Genomic DNA, 14,743 nt, shown 5'->3' with positions numbered 1-14,743 from the left:
CACCACAGCCGCTCTCACCACGACCGCTTTCCCCGAGGAGGACCCGATGCCAGCCGCAGCCCGTACCGGCGACCCCACCAACCACGGTGGCCGGATCGCCACGCCACCACCCGGCGCCGCCGCGTCGGTGGCGACGGTGCTGATCGGCGGCCAACCCGCCGCCGTCGTCGGCAGCCTGCACGTCTGCGTGGTCCCGCCGCACGCCGCACTGGGCCCGGGCAACGTGATCATGCCCAACCCGGCCGGCCTCGCCACGGGCACCGTCCTCATCGGCGGGCTGCCCGCCGCCCGGGCACGCGACCAGACCTCGTGCGGCGCGATGATCCTCACCGGCTCCCCCACCGTCCTGATCGGCGGTGTGTGATGAGCGAACGGTTCATCGGACGCGGCTGGGCCTTCCCCCTGCGGGTCGGACCCACCGGCGGGATCGCCATGGTCGAACGGGAACGGGAGCTCGAAGAAGCCATCCGGCTGGTCCTCGGCACCGCCCCCGGCGAACGGCCCATGCGCCCCGAATTCGGCTGCGGCATCCACGAGTACGTCTTCGCCCCCGGCGACGGCGACACCGCCGGGCGGGTCGCCCAGCAGGTGCGCGAGGCCCTGGAGCGCTGGGAGCCCCGGATCGCGGTGGACGAGGTCGTCGTGGCCTTCGACGCCGTCGAGGCGGGCACCCTCTACATCGATGTGCACTACACGGTGCGCACCACCAACGACCGGCGCAACCTGGTCTTCCCCTTCTACACGATCCCCTCCGAGGAGGGGGCCGAGGAAATGGTCGCGGACTGATGGCCCTGCCCTCCCCCAACCTGGACGACCGCCGGTTCCAGCAACTCGTCGACGAGGCGAAGCGCTACGTGCAGCAGCGCGCCCCGGAATGGACCGACCACAACGTCTCCGACCCGGGCGTCACCCTGATCGAGACGTTCGCCTACCTCGTGGACCAGCTGCTGTACCGGCTGAACCGGGTCCCCGACAAGAACTACCTGGCGTTCCTGGACCTGTTGGACATCCAGCTGTACCCGCCGTCGGCCGCCGTCGCCGAGGTCGACTTCTGGCTGTCCGCCCCGCAGCCCGAGACGCTGACGCTGCCCGCCGGCACCGAGGTGACGACCGCCGCCGGCGAGACCGAGGAAGCCGTGGTCTTCGCGACCACCGACGATCTGCGCATCGTGCCCAGCGAGTTGACGCGCCTGGTCACCGCCCCCCGCACCGGCGAGCAGACCGACCGCACCGGCGCCCTCGCCGAGGGCCGCGACATACCGTGCTTCCAGGCGACGCCCGAACCCGGCGACGCCCTGCTGTTCGGCCTGCCGACCGCGGTACCGCGCTGCGTGGTCGCGGTCCGCCTCGACAGCCGCGTCGAGGGCGTCGGCGTCGACCCGCGCCAGCCCCCGCTCGTGTGGGAGGCGTGGGACGGCGGCCGCTGGCAGCAGTGCGAGACCGACTCCGACAGCACCGGCGGCCTCAACCGGCCCGGCGAGATCATCGTGTACGTACCGGCCGGGCACACCGCGTCGCTGATCAGCGGCACCCGCGCGGGCTGGCTGCGCTGCCGCGTCACCGAACCCGAGCCCGGCCAGCCGTTCTACTCGGAGTCCCCGACCGTGCGCGAGGCCGCCGTCTTCACCGTCGGCGGCACCATGACCGTGGAACACGCCGAGCGCGTGACCGACGTACCGCTCGGCGCCTCGGAGGGGGTGGCCGGACAGACCTTCCGGCTCGGCCGCCCGCCCGTACTGCTCGACGGGGAACCCCCGGTGGTGGAGGTGTCCTCGCCCGAGGGATGGCAGCGCTGGGACGTCGTGGACCACTTCGGCCGCTCCGCGCCCGACGACCGGCACGTCCGCGTGAACGCCACCACCGGCGAGTTCGGCTTTCCGCCGGTGCTGCGCGAGGCCGACGGCACCCTGCGCGCCTGCGGCGCCGTACCGCCCAAGGGCTCCCAGGTCCGCGTGGCCCACTACCGCACCGGCGGCGGCCCCGCGGGCAACGTCTCCCGCGGCGCGATCTCCGTACTGCGCAGCTCCGTCCCCTACGTCGCCCGCGTCACCAACCGGGAGGCGGCACGCGGCGGAGTCGCCGGGGAGACCATCGACAACGCCAAGCTGCGGGCGCCGGAGACCCTGCGCATGCAGGAGCGCGCGGTGACCGCCGAGGACTACGAGATCATCGCCCGCCAGGCGGCGCCCTCGGTACGCCGGGTCCGCTGCCTGCCCGCCGCGGACGGCTCCGCCGGCGCGGGCGCGGTACGCGTCCTCGTGGTGCCGGACGCGGTGGCCGACGAGGGCGACGACCGGCTCCGCTTCGAGCAGCTGATCCCCTCCGACCAGGTGCTCGCCGCGATCACCACCACCCTCGACGAACGCCGCCTGATCGGCACCCGCCTCGTCGTCGAACCGCCCGTCTACCAGGGCGTCACCGTCGTCGCCCGGCTGTCGGCGCCCGCCGCGGACGCCGACCGGGTGCGCGAGGCGGCGCTCGCCGCGCTGTTCCGCCACCTCAACCCGCTGCACGGCGGACCCGACGGCGCCGGCTGGCCGTTCGGGCGGCCCGTGCAGTACGGCGAGGTGTTCGGCGTGGTGCAACGCGCCATCGGGGACGTCCTGGTGGAGGACATCCGCCTCTTCGCCGCCGACCCGATCACCGGGCGGCGCGGCGCCCCCGTCGACCGCATCGACATCGGCGCGGGCGCGCTCGTCTTCTCCTACCAGCACCAGGTCGTCGTGACGGAGCCGGAGCCGGAGCCGGGGGTGCGCGGATGAGCCGGGCCGCCGTCCCGGGCCTGCCCAGCCCGCACCCGATCGGCGAGCAGCTGCCCGCGCTGTACGCCGACGACGACTTCGCCCAGCGGTTCACGGCGGGCCTGGACACCGTCCTGGCCCCGGTGTTCACCACCCTCGACAACCTGCCCTCCTACTTCGACCCCCGGCTCGCCCCGGCCGACTTCCTGCCCTGGCTGGCCTCCTGGGTGGGCGGCATCGACGACCCCCGGTGGCCGACCGCGCTGCGGCGCGAGGCGGTGGCGCGCGCGGTGGAACTGCACCGCTGGCGCGGCACCCGGCGCGGCCTGATCGAGGCCCTGCGACTGGTCCTGGGCGTGTCCGCCGAGGTCACGGGGGACGGCGCGGCCACCTGGTCCCGTACGGCGGGCGCGGACCTGCCCCCGGCGCCGGCCGACGAGGTCCTGATCCGGGTGTGGCCGCGGCACGAGGGGGCGGCGTACGCGGTCGACGCGGACCGGGTCCGCGCCCTCGTCCGCACCCTGTGCCCCGTCCACACGGTCTGCCGCGTCGAGGTCCTGCCCGGGCCGCCCGCGGGTGAGGAAAGGTGACGACGACGATGCGTGCGTGTCCCGTGTGCGGCGCGTCCAACGGCGCGACGGACGACTTCTGCGGCAACTGCGGCGCCTACCTGGGCTGGTCGGACCCCACCCCCACCCGAACCCCATCCACACCCCCGACGCCCGACACCGAATCACACCCGCCGTCCCGGCCGGAGTCCGCCGGGTCGGGGGCCACCCCGCCCACACCCACCGGGACCGGGGCCGGCCCAGCCACACCCACCGGCGCCGGGGCCGGCCCAGCCGCACCCGCCGGCACGGGGGCCAACCCGGCCACGCCCACGACAGCTGGTGGAGACCGACAGGCGCCCGCGGGACGCGGGCCCACCCCGCCCGCCCCCTCCGGGGCGGCACCCGCCTCCCCGGCCCCCGCCGGCACGGATCGGCGCCTGCCGTCGCCCCGCCGAGGGTCCAACTCGCCCACACCTCCTGCCTCGGAACCCCACCCGGCCGCACCCGCCAACACCGAGCCCGGCGCGGAGCCGACCCCCTCCGCACCCGCCGGGGTGGAGTCCGCCCCGCCCGCGCCCACCCGGGCCGAGTCCAGCCCCTCCACGCCCACCGGGGTGGCGCCGACCTCATCCGCACCCGCCGCGACGGAGTCGCGCCCGCCCGCACCCACCGGCACCGAACCGCCCGCGGCCACCGGGGCCGAGTCGCGCCCGCCTGCCGGAGCGGAGCCGACGCCGGCCGCGCCCGCCGGGACGGAGCCCGGCCCGCCCGCGGGGGCCGACGCAGGCCGGCCGGCCTCCACCAGGACCATGCCCGCCTCGTCCGGGGCGGAGCCCCACCCGACGGCTCCCGCCGGTGCCGAGCCGGGCCCGCCCACGCCCGCCCGGGCGGAGTCCGCACCCGGCTGGGTGGGTCGGTGGCTGCCCTGGCTGCGGAGGCGGTCCGCCCCGGCGGAGCCCGGCGCCGACGGCGGGGTGCGGCCCGAGCCGCAACCGCCCGCCGCCGCCTCGCCCGCCGCCAGGCGACCGGCCGCGCCCGAGCCCGTCGCGCCGCGGGCACCCGCACCCGCACCCGCCCAACCCGCCACCCCAGCGGGAGCGACACCGGCCTCCCCTCAGCCCGTGCAGCCCGCGAGGGCCGTCGCCCCGCGCCCCGTCGTGCGTCCCGCCGCGGTGAGCGACGACGTCGCCGGGGTGCCGTGCCCCGCCTGCGGCACGCCCAACCCGCCCGACCGCCGCTTCTGCCGCCGTTGCGCGGCCCCGCTCACGCCCACCACCGCACCGCCGCCCCTCCCGTGGTGGCGGACGATCTGGCCGTTGCGCCGCCGCACCCGCGCCGGCTCGGGCCGGATGGTGCGCTTCCTGGTGGTCCTGGCCGTCGTACTGGCCCTGTGCGCGGGCGGTTTCCTGCTGCTGCCGGCCGGACGCCACCTGATCGAGGACACCCGGGACAAGCTCGGCAAGGCCAAGGCGGTGACCGCCACCCGCGTCGAGGCGAGCGCCGACATCCCCGGGCATCCGGTGGGCAGCAGCACGGACGGGCTCAGCAACCGCTACTGGGGCGCGCCCGCCCCCGGCGCCTCGGCGACGTACACCTTCGCCAAGCCCTTCCGCCTGGTCGCCGTGATCATCACCAACGGCGCCTCCTCGTCGCCCGAGGACTACGCGAAGCAGGCGCGCGCGCTCCAGATCGACATGGAGGTGACGGCGCGGGACGGCCGGAAGGTCCACAAGAAGTTCGCCCTGAGCGACAAGCCCGGTCCCCAGACCTTCCCCACCGGCATCAGCGACGCCACGACGATCCGCCTGACCCTCGACGCACCCGCCGGGTCGGCCCCGGACCGCCATCTCGCCCTGGCGGAGGTGGAGTTCTTCCAGCGAAGCTGACGGGCCCGCGCAGATACGTTCCTTGGCCAGTTCTCGGGACGCGGCGAAACCAATCCACTCGTTCGAGCGAAATACGCACGTATTTCCGAGTCGATATCCTTCGGGGTGAGTTGACCACTCACCACCGAGGGGAATCCGATGGACGCACGAAGGGCAGCCCTGCACGGGGTCGCCGCGAACCCGGACGGCCACCCCACGCCCCGGCCGCATACCGTGGGTCCGCATGGACACACGTGTGCGGCTGGAGCCGTGGGGTGACGGGGACTTCTGGCTGCTGGAGCGCAAGAACGAACCCGCGATGACCGAGCACCTCGGCGGGCCGGAGACCCCGGAGAAGCTCGCCGACCGGCAGCGGCGGTACGAGGCCCTGAGCGCGCGGGAGCCGTCCGCCGGGCGGATGTTCCGCGTCGTACGGGAGCCGTCCGGCGAGACCGTCGGCAGCATCGGCTTCTGGGAGCGCGAGTGGCGGGGCGAGCCGGTCTACGAGGCCGGCTGGGGCGTGCTGCCCGAGTTCCAGGGCCAGGGTCTGGCGGTGGCGGCGCTCACGGAACTGCTGGCCCACGTCCGCGCCCACGGCACCCGCGACAGCGTCCACGCCTTCCCGGGCACGGACCACCCGGCGTCGAACGCGGTCTGCCGGCGGGCGGGCTTCGAGAACCTGGGAGAGGTCGACTTCGAGTACCCGCCCGGCGTGCCCCACCCGAGCCTCGACTGGCGCTACCGGGTGGGCAGGCGGCCCGGAACCACGCAGGCCTAGGCCGTCAGGATGATGCGGCCGCGGACCCCCGCCGCGGCGAGGCGCTCGTGCGCCTTCGACGCCTCGGCCAGCGGCACGGTCTCCGCGACCCGGAGCGTGAGCTCGCCCGCGTCCACCAGGGCCACCAGGCGGGCCAGGTGCTCCCCGTCCGCCGCGACCTCCTGCTCCTCGACGCGGATCCCGCGCTCCGCGGCCGGGGCCGCACCGGGGATCACGCCGACGTAGACCCCGCCGTCGCGGACGAAGCCCAGCGCGGACTCCCCCAGTACGGCCGTGTCCAGGACCCCGTCCACCGGCCCGGCCGGAGCCGCGCCGCGCGGGACGAAGCCGGCCGCGCCCAGGGACCGTACGAGGGCCTCGTCCCCGGCCCCCGCCAGGGCCGTCACCACCAGTCCGGCCCGCGCCGCGAGCTGCACCGCGAGCCCGCCGACCACGCCCGCTGCGCCGGTCACGAGCACCGAGGCGCCGGGGGCGAGCCCCAGCAGGTCCACCGCGCGGGCCGCGGTGAGCCCGGCCAGCGGCAGCCCCGCCGCCGCCACGGCGTCCACGGCCGTCGGCGCGGCCACCACGGCGGAGGCGTCGAGCACCGCGTACTCCGCGTGCGTGCCGAGCGCCTTCACCGCCCCGTGGTGCAGCCCCACCACCCGGTCGCCGCGACTGTGGCCCGTCACGTCCGCGCCCACCTCGTCGATCTCCCCGGCCGCCTCCCAGCCGAGGCCGAGCCGCTGCCCGGCCCCACCGAAGACGCCGGCGCGGACCGCCCCGTCCACCGGGTTGAGCCCGGCGGCCCGGACCCGGATCCGGACCTGGCCCGCCGCCGGCCGCGGCACCGGGACCTCGGCCAGCTCGACCCGCTCCGGCCCGCCGAACCCGTTCACCACGACCGCCAGCATCGTCCGCTCGTCACTCATGTCGCCATCTCCCCTTGTGCATCGCGCAGTTCGTTACTGCGCTCCCCATGAGCACTAACCTAGGGAGAGGTACTCTCTTTCCGTAAGTACGCACTCCAAGGTGCGTATCCGACCCGGAAGTGGGGGACCCATGGCCACCAGCACCGCCGCAGCCCGACGCACGGAAGCCCGCGCCGACTACGACGCCTTCCTCAAGGAGTGCCCCACCGGCCAGCTCCTCGCCCGCATCAGCGACAAGTGGGTCGGCCTCATCGTCAGCGCCCTCGCCGAGGCCGAAAACCGCTCCCTGCGCTACAGCGACCTCGGCCGCAAGATCCCCGGCGTCAGCCAGAAGATGCTCACCCAGACCCTGCGCTCCCTCGAACGCGACGGCCTCGTCGACCGCACCGTCACGCCCACCGTCCCCGTCCGCGTCGACTACCGGCTCACCGACCTCGGCGGCAGCCTCAGCTGCCTCCTCTCCTCCGTGAAGCTCTGGGCCGAGAACCACTTCGACGAGGTCAGCGCCCATCGCGACACGTACGACCAAGCCACCGGGCCCTCGTAAATCAGCCGCGACCACCACCCCGGCAATGGCATGCTGACAGGGTGAACGGACCCGGCATTCAGCTCACCCTCGCCCCCGAACTGCGCCTCTTCGCCCCGCCCAGCCGGCGCGCCGACCGCGTACCGACCACGACCGACGGCGCCTCCAGCCTCGGCCACGTCGTCGAATCGGCCGGCGTCCCGCTCACCGAAGTCGGCCGCCTCCTCGTCGACGGCCACGAGGTACCCACCTCCTACGTCCCCCAAGACGGCCAGGACGTACAGGTGTTCGGGGTCGAACGCCCCCAGCGGATCCCCGGCGCCCCGCTCCGCTTCCTCCTCGACGTCCACCTCGGCACCCTCGCCCGCCGCCTGCGCCTGCTCGGCGTCGACGCCGCCTACGAGAACGAGGACATCGGCGACCCCGCCCTCGCCACCCGCTCCGCCGCCGAACAGCGCGTCCTGCTCTCCCGCGACCGCGGGCTGCTGCGCCGCCGCGAGCTGTTCGCCGGCGCGTACGTCTACAGCGACAACCCCGACGAACAACTGCGCGACGTCCTCAGCAGGTTCGCACCCGTCCTCGCACCGTGGACCCGCTGCACGGCCTGCAACGGCCCGCTCCGCGAAGCCGACAAGGAAAGCGTCGGCGACCGCCTCGAACACGGCACGCACCGCTCCTACGACGTGTTCGCGCAGTGCTCCGCATGCGAGCGCGTCTACTGGCGCGGAGCCCACCACGCCCGCCTGGAACGGATCGTCGACGAGGCCCTCGTCGAATTCGGCACCCCCTGACCCGGCCGGGGCCCATCCGGGCCCCGCCAGGCGGTCAGACGGCCAGGCAGTCAGGCAGCCAGGGCCTAGAAGGCGTAGGCGTCACCCGTGTCCAGCGCCAGCACCACGTGCTCGTTGTTCACGTGGTTCCGGTCCGTCGCGCCACCGTTCCACCACGTGTCCACCCGCACCACCACCTCCGGCATCCGCTCCCGCAGCTCCAGCGCCAGCCCGATGTGCCGGCCACGCCCGTGCAGCGGCAGCGGACCCGTCTCACACACCACCTCGCGCACACCCGCCCGCGCACAGCCCTCCGCCAGCCGCTGCCGGTCCGCGAGCTCGGCCGACAGCCGCACCCGCACCGTCGCGTTCGCCAGCGCCGCCGGCCCGTCGTTCTCCGGGACCAGCCAGATCCGCAGCCGCGCCCCCGACAGGTGCACCCGGCCGTGGTACGCCACGTCGGCCTCGTCCTCGGGCCCGGCCGACACCGAGGCCCACCCGGGCGGCGCACCCACACCCGCACCCAGCGCCAGCAACCCCGCCACCACCACACTCCGTACGGCACCACGGCGCACCGCCACCACCTCCTCGCGCGGAGGCTAGCCACCCGGAACCACGGCCGATCGGACCATCACACGAATGAGGGCGGGCCGTACCCCCATCTGCCCCGCGGGCCCTCATAGGCTTCCAGCCATGCCGATCGCCCGCTCCGCCGCACTGTTCGTCCTCGCCGCGCTCCTGGAGATCGGCGGCGCCTGGCTCGTCTGGCAAGGCGTCCGCGAGCACAAGGGCTGGGCCTGGATCGGCGCCGGAGTGATCGCCCTCGGCCTCTACGGCTTCGTCGCCACCCTCCAGCCCCAGGGCGACTTCGCCCGCGTCCTCGCCGCCTACGGCGGGGTCTTCGTCGCCGGATCCCTCATCTGGGGCGCCGTCGCCGACGGCTACCGCCCCGACCGCTGGGACATCACCGGGGCCCTCGTCTGCCTCGGCGGCATGGCCGTGATCATGTACGTCCCGCGCGGCCGCTGATCCACCGGCCGCCGGACCGCCCGGCCGCCGGGCCCGCCTATGCTGGCGGGTAATCGCCCGTACGAACGACCTACGCCACACACGACCGAGGAGCCCGCAGATGAGCACCGCACCGGCCACCCGAACCGCCGTCGTCACCGGCGCGAGCAGTGGCATCGGCGCGGCCACCGCCCGGCAGCTCGCCGCAGCCGGCTACCACGTCGTCCTCACCGCCCGCCGCAAGGACCGCATCGAGGCCCTCGCCGCCGAGCTCACCGACGCCGGCCACTCCGCGGCCGCCCACGCCCTCGACGTCACCGACCGCACCGCCGTCGACGCCTTCGCAGCCTCCCTCGACCGCTACCCCTCCGTCGACGTACTCGTCAACAACGCGGGCGGCGCCATCGGAGCCGAGCCCGTCGCCACCGGCGACCCCGCCGACTGGCGCACGATGTACGAGGTCAACGTCATCGGCACCCTCAACGTCACCCAGGCCCTACTCCCCGCCCTCACCGCCTCCGGCGACGGCACGGTCGTGGTCCTCTCCTCCACCGCCGGCCACTCCACGTACGAGGGCGGCGCCGGCTACGTCGCGGCCAAGAACGGCGCCCGCGTCCTCGCCGAGACCCTCCGCCTGGAGATCGTCGGCCAGCCCGTACGCGTCATCGAGATCGCCCCCGGCATGGTCAAGACGGAGGAGTTCGCGAAGACCCGCTTCCGCGGCGACGCCGAGAAGGCGGAAAAGGTCTACGCGGGCGTCGCGGAACCCCTGTCCGCCGACGACGTGGCCGACACCATCACCTGGGCCGTGACCCGCCCCAGCCACGTCAACATCGACCTCCTCGTGGTCCGCCCCCGCGCCCAGGCCTCGAACACCAAGGTCCACCGCGACCTCTAGGCCCTGTCGCCCTGTCCGGGCCGGCTACGCCAGCCCGGCCGCCTTCAGGTGCGGCATCAGGGCCGCGGGCTTCAGCCCCGCAGCCCTCGCCGCGCCCAGCGCCCGCTCCAGATCCGCCGCCAGCGTCGGCGTGAAGTGCAGCAGCACGATGTCCCCGGCCTTCAGCCGCGGCGTGGGCGGGGTCTCGCCCCAGGTGGTGAAGTCGTGCGTCCACGTGACGAGCGCCTTCACCCCGCACGCCTTCGCCGCGAGCCGCACCTCGTCGTTCACGGCCCCGTACGGCGGCCGCAGCAGCTTCGGCGCCCGCCCGAAGGCGGCCTCGATCCGCTCACCGGCCCCGCACACCTCGGCATCCTTGCCGACCGCGTCGAGCGTGGTGAGATCCGGATGGCTGACGGTGTGGTTCTCCACACTCGCCCGCCCCTCGTCCGTGAGCCGGGTGAAGTACCCGGTGTCGTACGAGGTCGCCCCCGGCAGCAGGAACAACGTCACCGGCACCCGCTTCTCCAGCAGGATCCGGGCCGCCTCGGGATCGTGGTCCCACCCATCGTCGATCGTGATGAACACGACCTTCTCGGACGTCGGCACCCGCCCCACGACAGCCGGCAACCCCACCCCCGCCTGCGCGGACCCAGCGGCCCCCAAGGCAAGCGACAACGCCGCGACCGCGGCCAGAACCACCCGAGTTCTCCCCATGCCGCCACCCTGGTCTAGACCAACTTCCACCGTCAACCCTCGTGCCACAAGCGGAAGTTGGCGGACCACGCACCCCAGGTCCGTATGGGTGAATCCGCGCGAAATGTCAGCGGGCGCGGCTACCCTCCGAAAGCGTGAGCCGCGAAAGGGAGGAAGCTATGGCCGTGATACAGCACGAGACCACGATCGCGGAGGCCGCCGATCGACTCTCCAGGGAGCTTCCCGGGCACCGAGTGGAAATTCTCCAGGGGAGGCTCACCGTGACACCACCTGCCGACGGACCTCACGCCGAATCCTTGACCTGGCTCATCGAGGAGCTCTTCACGGCCGGGGCCCGACAGGCGGGCCTCAAGTACCTCCAGGGCATCGGTCTGTGGCTGCCGTCGGGACCGACCGACTTCGCGATTCCGGACCTCTCGCTCGTCGAGTCCGACTATCGAGATGCGCACGTCGAGAAGAACTGCTTCGCGCCCCACATCTTCCGCATGGTCGTAGAGGTCACCTCGTCCAACTGGTCCGACGACCTCGGCACCAAGGTCGACTGCTACGCCCAGGCCGGCATCCCGATCTACCTGGTCGCCGACCGACGGCACGACGAAGCCCTGCTCCACACCGACCCCCGCAGCGGCGAATACCGCTCCCGCAAGGCCTTCAAGCGCGGCACGTCCGTCCCCCTCCCCGCATCACTCGGCATCGCCCTCGAACTCCCCGTGGACCGCCTCCTCGACGGGGACGAAGGCTGACGTACGTGGAGGGGCGCGGACCGATCGTGATCGGTCCGCGCCCCTGCACTCCCCCGACAGCCGCGCCCGGGCCTCAGCCCTTCACACAGATGACCTGCTTGAGCTTCGCCACGACCTGGACGAGGTCGGTCTGCTGGTCGATGACCTGCTCGATCGACTTGTACGCGCCCGGGATCTCGTCCACGACGCCCGAGTCCTTGCGGCACTCCACGCCCTTGGTCTGCTCCACCAGGTCGCGCGCCGAGAACTTCTTCTTGGCCGCCGTACGGCTCATCTTCCGGCCCGCGCCGTGTGAGGCGGAGTTGAACGACTTCTCGTTCCCGAGGCCCTTCACGATGTACGAGCCCGTGCCCATGGAGCCCGGGATGATCCCGTAGTCACCGCTGCCGGCGCGGATCGCGCCCTTGCGGGTGACCAGCAGGTCCATGCCGTCGTACCGCTCCTCCGCCACGTAGTTGTGGTGGCAGCTGATCTCGCGGTCGAAGGAGACCTTCGCCTTCCGGAACTCCTTGCGCACGACCTCCTTGAAGAGGCTCATCATCGCCGCGCGGTTGTACTTGGCGTACTCCTGCGCCCAGAAGAGGTCGTTGCGGTACGCCTCCATCTCCGGGGTCGCGGACAGGAACACCGCCAGGTCCCGGTCGACCAGGTTCTGGTTGTGGTCCAGGCTGCGGGCCACGCCGATGTGGTACGCGGCGAGCTCGTTGCCGATGTTCCGGGACCCGGAGTGCAGCATCAGCCAGACCGAACCTGTCTCATCCAGACAGAATTCGATGAAGTGATTCCCGGATCCGAGCGTTCCGATCTGCTTCGTGGCACGTTCCTGACGGAATTTGACCGCATCGGTGAGGTAGTCGAAACGCGCCCACAGGTCCTCGTACCCCGCCTCCGAGAAGCCGTACAGCCGCGACGGGTCCACCGCCTCCTTGTGGAGGCCCGCGCCCACCGGGATCGCCTGCTCGATCTTCGAGCGGAGCTTGGACAGATCGCCCGGCAGGTCGTTCGCCGTCAGGGACGTCTTCACCGCCGACATGCCGCAGCCGATGTCCACGCCCACCGCCGCCGGGCACACCGCGTCCTTCATGGCGATCACCGAGCCGACCGTGGCGCCCTTGCCGTAGTGGACGTCCGGCATGACGGCCAGGCCCTTGATCCACGGGAGGGTGGCGACGTTGCGCAGCTGCTGCATCGCGCCGTCCTCGACCGACGCCGGGTCCGTCCACATCCGGATCGGGACCTTCGCCCCAGGTACCTCTACATACGACATACGGAATCAATCCCCCGAAAACCACAGAAAAGTCAGAATGCGCAAAAAGCCTCGCTCTTGATCCCAAATACGACAGGGGACCGGCGCCAGCACCAGCGTGTGCGATAGACATTGTGTCCAGCCGTGACCAAGTAGCGGCAACGCATTTTCCTGACCACCGGGGTCCCGGCGGTCGAAGGGAGCCAGTGGACGTGCAGCGCAAGGCGGTACGGCGAGGGTCGCGGATCCTGCCAGGCATCGCGGTGCTCACCGCGCTCGCGGCCGGCGCGCTCGGTCTGACCGGGTGCACCGGCGGGAGCAGCGGCGGCGGCACCAGCGACTCGAAGGCCGGCGGCAACCCCGCCGTGCCCGCCCAGCCGGGGAAGTACCGCAGTCTGCCCGCGCCCTGCAAGGCCGGCGTCGACAGCAAGAAGCTCAAGGCCATGCTGCCGGCCGGGGACAGCCTCACTCCCGAGCAGCGCGACCAGCTGTACGCCGGCGTCGCGGACGCCTCGTACGACGGCGACCGGCACGTCGGCTGCCGCTGGACCGCGCAGTCGCCCGAGGAGACGCGGCTGCTGTCGGTCGGGTTCGAGCGCGTGGTCTCGTACGACCGGGCCACCGCCAGCGACGACGACAAGGCGAAGCAGGTCTACGTACGGCTGCTCACCGACGCGCACCTGCCCTTCCCCGGCCCGGCCACGAGCCCCAGTACCGGCACTCCCGCCACTCCCACCGCCCCCAACAACCCCGCCTCGCCCAACCCGGCCGCGCCCAACCCCGCCGCCCCCTCGGCCTCCGCCACGCCGCCGGCCGGCGCGCCGACCCCCGGCGCGACCCCGTCCGCCCCGGTCGAGCTCGGCTCCCGCGTCCTGGACGGCCTCGGCAGCGACGCCTTCATCGAGGACAAGCTGAGCCCCGCCGGGGCCACGGCCGCGCAGGCGCGCACCGTGCGGATTGTGTTCCGTACCTCGAATGTCATCGTCAAGGTCGAGTACAGCGTGCAGCCGGCCCTGCCCGGCACGGTCCCGTCGAGTACGGAAACCCAGGACAGGGCACGGCAGTTGGCGCAGGCCCTGGTGGAGCGTTTCAACGAGTGAGCGGCGCCCGCCGCAGCCGGGCGTGACGCCGCGCACAGCAGGCGGGCACCCGATCGGGCTACCGTTGCCCGGGTCCCGCGTCCGAAGATGACCCTCACACGCACTGAAGGAACCATGCACCGATCAGCCTCGCGCCTCACCCGCGTTCTCGCCTGCGCAGCCGTCCCGGTGATCCTCACCGTCGCCGGCTGCTCGTCCGACTCGGGCAAGGACTCGGGCTCGAACGACGGCAAGAAGTCCAGTTCCTCCTCGTCGGCGAAGCCCAACGCGAAGTCGTCCGCCCCGCTGGAGAAGGCGACGTTCGCCACGCTCCCGGACCCCTGCAAGGCGCTCGGGTCGGCGACGATAGACACGGTCGTCCCGGACGCGAAGGACAAGAACGGTACGGGGACCAAGTCGAACGACCTGACCAGCCGTGCCGGCTGTGCCTGGAACGGCCTGCAGTCGGACGGCCTGAAGGGCTCGCAGTACCGCTGGCTGTCGCTCTCCTTCTTCCGTGCCGACTCGCACACCTCGCTCGGCAGCGCCAACAAGCGCGCGGAGGAGGAGTACAACAAGCAGGTCGAGAAGGCGAAGGCGGCCGAGGGCGCGCAGAACCTGAAGGCGGAGGCGACGGAGGGGATCGGCGAGCAGGGCACGTCGGTCGTCTACGGAGTCAAGAAGGACGTCGACTTCTTCAACACGACGATCGTGGCGCGCCACCAGAACGTCGTGGTCACGCTCGACTACAACGGCGCCGCGTACGAGGGTGCCGGCGCTCCGGACCAGGCGAAGCTGCTCCAGGACGCCATCGCGGCGGCCAAGGAGGCCGTGGCCTCGGTCGACGCCGCCAACAAGCAGCAGGCCGAGCAGCCGCAGCCGGAGCAGCCGCAGTCGCCGCAGCCCCAGTAGTGGTCACGGTGGAGGCCCC

The 14,743-nt window shown here is 73.1% G+C and carries 17 protein-coding genes; 13 read left to right on the top strand and 4 right to left on the bottom strand.

The window, feature by feature from the left end; genetic code table 11:
• Positions 1 to 46: 46 nt before the first annotated feature.
• The 6 genes from ACFYZ4_RS14805 to ACFYZ4_RS14780 all read left to right on the top strand — a co-directional run bounded on the left by ACFYZ4_RS14805 (position 47) and on the right by ACFYZ4_RS14780 (position 5,935).
• Positions 47 to 364, top strand: a complete 318-nt coding sequence (locus ACFYZ4_RS14805) for a PAAR domain-containing protein (protein ID WP_351301467.1) — start codon at positions 47 to 49, stop codon at positions 362 to 364.
• Complete coding sequence (locus ACFYZ4_RS14800; protein WP_190184825.1) at positions 364 to 786, top strand: GPW/gp25 family protein; 423 nt, start codon at positions 364 to 366, stop codon at positions 784 to 786. The genes ACFYZ4_RS14805 and ACFYZ4_RS14800 overlap by 1 nt, the downstream gene beginning before the upstream one ends.
• Positions 786 to 2,762, top strand: a complete 1,977-nt coding sequence (locus tag ACFYZ4_RS14795) for a putative baseplate assembly protein (RefSeq protein ID WP_390784046.1) — start codon at positions 786 to 788, stop codon at positions 2,760 to 2,762. Before ACFYZ4_RS14800 ends, ACFYZ4_RS14795 begins: the two co-directional genes overlap by 1 nt.
• The gene (locus ACFYZ4_RS14790) at positions 2,759 to 3,331 is read left to right on the top strand and encodes a phage tail protein (protein ID WP_390784045.1); all 573 of its coding nucleotides are present in this window, start codon (positions 2,759 to 2,761) and stop codon (positions 3,329 to 3,331) included. The genes ACFYZ4_RS14795 and ACFYZ4_RS14790 overlap by 4 nt, the downstream gene beginning before the upstream one ends.
• A gap of 1,082 nt (positions 3,332 to 4,413) precedes the next feature.
• Positions 4,414 to 5,178, top strand: a complete 765-nt coding sequence (locus tag ACFYZ4_RS14785) for an NADase-type glycan-binding domain-containing protein (RefSeq protein WP_384352314.1) — start codon at positions 4,414 to 4,416, stop codon at positions 5,176 to 5,178.
• Between the two features lie 223 nt (positions 5,179 to 5,401).
• Positions 5,402 to 5,935 (top strand): GNAT family N-acetyltransferase, encoded by a 534-nt coding sequence (locus ACFYZ4_RS14780; RefSeq protein ID WP_390784044.1) that lies wholly within the window; start codon positions 5,402 to 5,404, stop codon positions 5,933 to 5,935.
• On the opposite strand, the gene ACFYZ4_RS14775 is transcribed toward ACFYZ4_RS14780, so the two are convergent.
• On the bottom strand, positions 5,932 to 6,828 hold the full coding sequence (locus tag ACFYZ4_RS14775; RefSeq protein ID WP_390784222.1) for an NADP-dependent oxidoreductase: 897 nt from the start codon (positions 6,826 to 6,828) through the stop codon (positions 5,932 to 5,934). The genes ACFYZ4_RS14780 and ACFYZ4_RS14775 overlap by 4 nt on opposite strands.
• 148 nt (positions 6,829 to 6,976) lie before the next feature.
• Here ACFYZ4_RS14775 and ACFYZ4_RS14770 point away from each other — a divergent pair, with 148 nt between their 5' ends.
• A complete protein-coding gene (locus tag ACFYZ4_RS14770; RefSeq protein ID WP_384352320.1) occupies positions 6,977 to 7,393 on the top strand; it encodes a winged helix-turn-helix transcriptional regulator in 417 nt (138 codons plus the stop codon).
• Positions 7,394 to 7,434: 41 nt separating this feature from the next.
• Complete coding sequence (locus ACFYZ4_RS14765) at positions 7,435 to 8,163, top strand: Mut7-C RNAse domain-containing protein (protein ID WP_390784043.1); 729 nt, start codon at positions 7,435 to 7,437, stop codon at positions 8,161 to 8,163.
• A 65-nt stretch (positions 8,164 to 8,228) separates the two neighbouring features.
• Here the strand turns inward: ACFYZ4_RS14765 and ACFYZ4_RS14760 are convergent, their stop codons facing one another.
• Positions 8,229 to 8,717, bottom strand: a complete 489-nt coding sequence (locus tag ACFYZ4_RS14760) for a hypothetical protein (protein WP_351301447.1) — start codon at positions 8,715 to 8,717, stop codon at positions 8,229 to 8,231.
• Between the two features lie 118 nt (positions 8,718 to 8,835).
• Between ACFYZ4_RS14760 and ACFYZ4_RS14755 the strand changes: the two genes are divergently transcribed.
• Positions 8,836 to 9,171: a YnfA family protein gene (locus ACFYZ4_RS14755; protein WP_390784042.1), complete on the top strand. Its 336-nt coding sequence runs from the start codon at positions 8,836 to 8,838 to the stop codon at positions 9,169 to 9,171.
• A 100-nt stretch (positions 9,172 to 9,271) separates the two neighbouring features.
• Positions 9,272 to 10,048: an SDR family oxidoreductase gene (locus tag ACFYZ4_RS14750; RefSeq protein WP_351301441.1), complete on the top strand. Its 777-nt coding sequence runs from the start codon at positions 9,272 to 9,274 to the stop codon at positions 10,046 to 10,048.
• 24 nt (positions 10,049 to 10,072) lie between these two features.
• On the opposite strand, the gene ACFYZ4_RS14745 is transcribed toward ACFYZ4_RS14750, so the two are convergent.
• Positions 10,073 to 10,636, bottom strand: a complete 564-nt coding sequence (locus tag ACFYZ4_RS14745) for a polysaccharide deacetylase family protein (protein WP_351301438.1) — start codon at positions 10,634 to 10,636, stop codon at positions 10,073 to 10,075.
• 341 nt (positions 10,637 to 10,977) lie between these two features.
• Between ACFYZ4_RS14745 and ACFYZ4_RS14740 the strand changes: the two genes are divergently transcribed.
• Positions 10,978 to 11,487 (top strand): Uma2 family endonuclease, encoded by a 510-nt coding sequence (locus ACFYZ4_RS14740; protein ID WP_390784221.1) that lies wholly within the window; start codon positions 10,978 to 10,980, stop codon positions 11,485 to 11,487.
• Positions 11,488 to 11,560: 73 nt separating this feature from the next.
• Here ACFYZ4_RS14740 and ACFYZ4_RS14735 read toward each other — a convergent pair whose 3' ends face one another.
• The gene (locus tag ACFYZ4_RS14735; RefSeq protein ID WP_351304652.1) at positions 11,561 to 12,754 is read right to left on the bottom strand and encodes an RtcB family protein; all 1,194 of its coding nucleotides are present in this window, start codon (positions 12,752 to 12,754) and stop codon (positions 11,561 to 11,563) included.
• A 191-nt stretch (positions 12,755 to 12,945) separates the two neighbouring features.
• On the opposite strand from ACFYZ4_RS14735, the gene ACFYZ4_RS14730 reads away from it, so the two are divergent.
• Both ACFYZ4_RS14730 and ACFYZ4_RS14725 read left to right on the top strand, forming a co-directional pair.
• The gene (locus ACFYZ4_RS14730) at positions 12,946 to 13,833 is read left to right on the top strand and encodes a DUF3558 domain-containing protein (protein ID WP_351304649.1); all 888 of its coding nucleotides are present in this window, start codon (positions 12,946 to 12,948) and stop codon (positions 13,831 to 13,833) included.
• Positions 13,834 to 13,947: 114 nt separating this feature from the next.
• A complete protein-coding gene (locus ACFYZ4_RS14725) occupies positions 13,948 to 14,724 on the top strand; it encodes a DUF3558 family protein (protein WP_384352335.1) in 777 nt (258 codons plus the stop codon).
• Positions 14,725 to 14,743 lie beyond the last annotated feature (19 nt).

The sequence above is a fragment of the Streptomyces sp. NPDC001513 genome, assembly GCF_042894695.1.
Lineage (GTDB): Bacteria > Actinomycetota > Actinomycetes > Streptomycetales > Streptomycetaceae > Streptomyces.
This window is presented reverse-complemented; position numbering and strand designations above follow the sequence as displayed.

Excerpts from the sequence above, each read along its gene's own strand:
- ACFYZ4_RS14735 (WP_351304652.1), bottom strand. The coding sequence starts at position 12,754 with ATGTCGTATGTAGAGGTACCTGGGGCGAAGGTCCCGATCCGGATGTGG.
- ACFYZ4_RS14770 (WP_384352320.1), top strand. The coding sequence starts at position 6,977 with ATGGCCACCAGCACCGCCGCAGCCCGACGCACGGAAGCCCGCGCCGAC.
- ACFYZ4_RS14805 (WP_351301467.1), top strand. The coding sequence starts at position 47 with ATGCCAGCCGCAGCCCGTACCGGCGACCCCACCAACCACGGTGGCCGG.
- ACFYZ4_RS14800 (WP_190184825.1), top strand. The coding sequence starts at position 364 with ATGAGCGAACGGTTCATCGGACGCGGCTGGGCCTTCCCCCTGCGGGTC.
- ACFYZ4_RS14750 (WP_351301441.1), top strand. The coding sequence starts at position 9,272 with ATGAGCACCGCACCGGCCACCCGAACCGCCGTCGTCACCGGCGCGAGC.
- ACFYZ4_RS14795 (WP_390784046.1), top strand. The coding sequence starts at position 786 with ATGGCCCTGCCCTCCCCCAACCTGGACGACCGCCGGTTCCAGCAACTC.
- ACFYZ4_RS14790 (WP_390784045.1), top strand. The coding sequence starts at position 2,759 with ATGAGCCGGGCCGCCGTCCCGGGCCTGCCCAGCCCGCACCCGATCGGC.
- ACFYZ4_RS14780 (WP_390784044.1), top strand. The coding sequence starts at position 5,402 with ATGGACACACGTGTGCGGCTGGAGCCGTGGGGTGACGGGGACTTCTGG.
- ACFYZ4_RS14755 (WP_390784042.1), top strand. The coding sequence starts at position 8,836 with ATGCCGATCGCCCGCTCCGCCGCACTGTTCGTCCTCGCCGCGCTCCTG.
- ACFYZ4_RS14775 (WP_390784222.1), bottom strand. The coding sequence starts at position 6,828 with ATGCTGGCGGTCGTGGTGAACGGGTTCGGCGGGCCGGAGCGGGTCGAG.
- ACFYZ4_RS14725 (WP_384352335.1), top strand. The coding sequence starts at position 13,948 with ATGCACCGATCAGCCTCGCGCCTCACCCGCGTTCTCGCCTGCGCAGCC.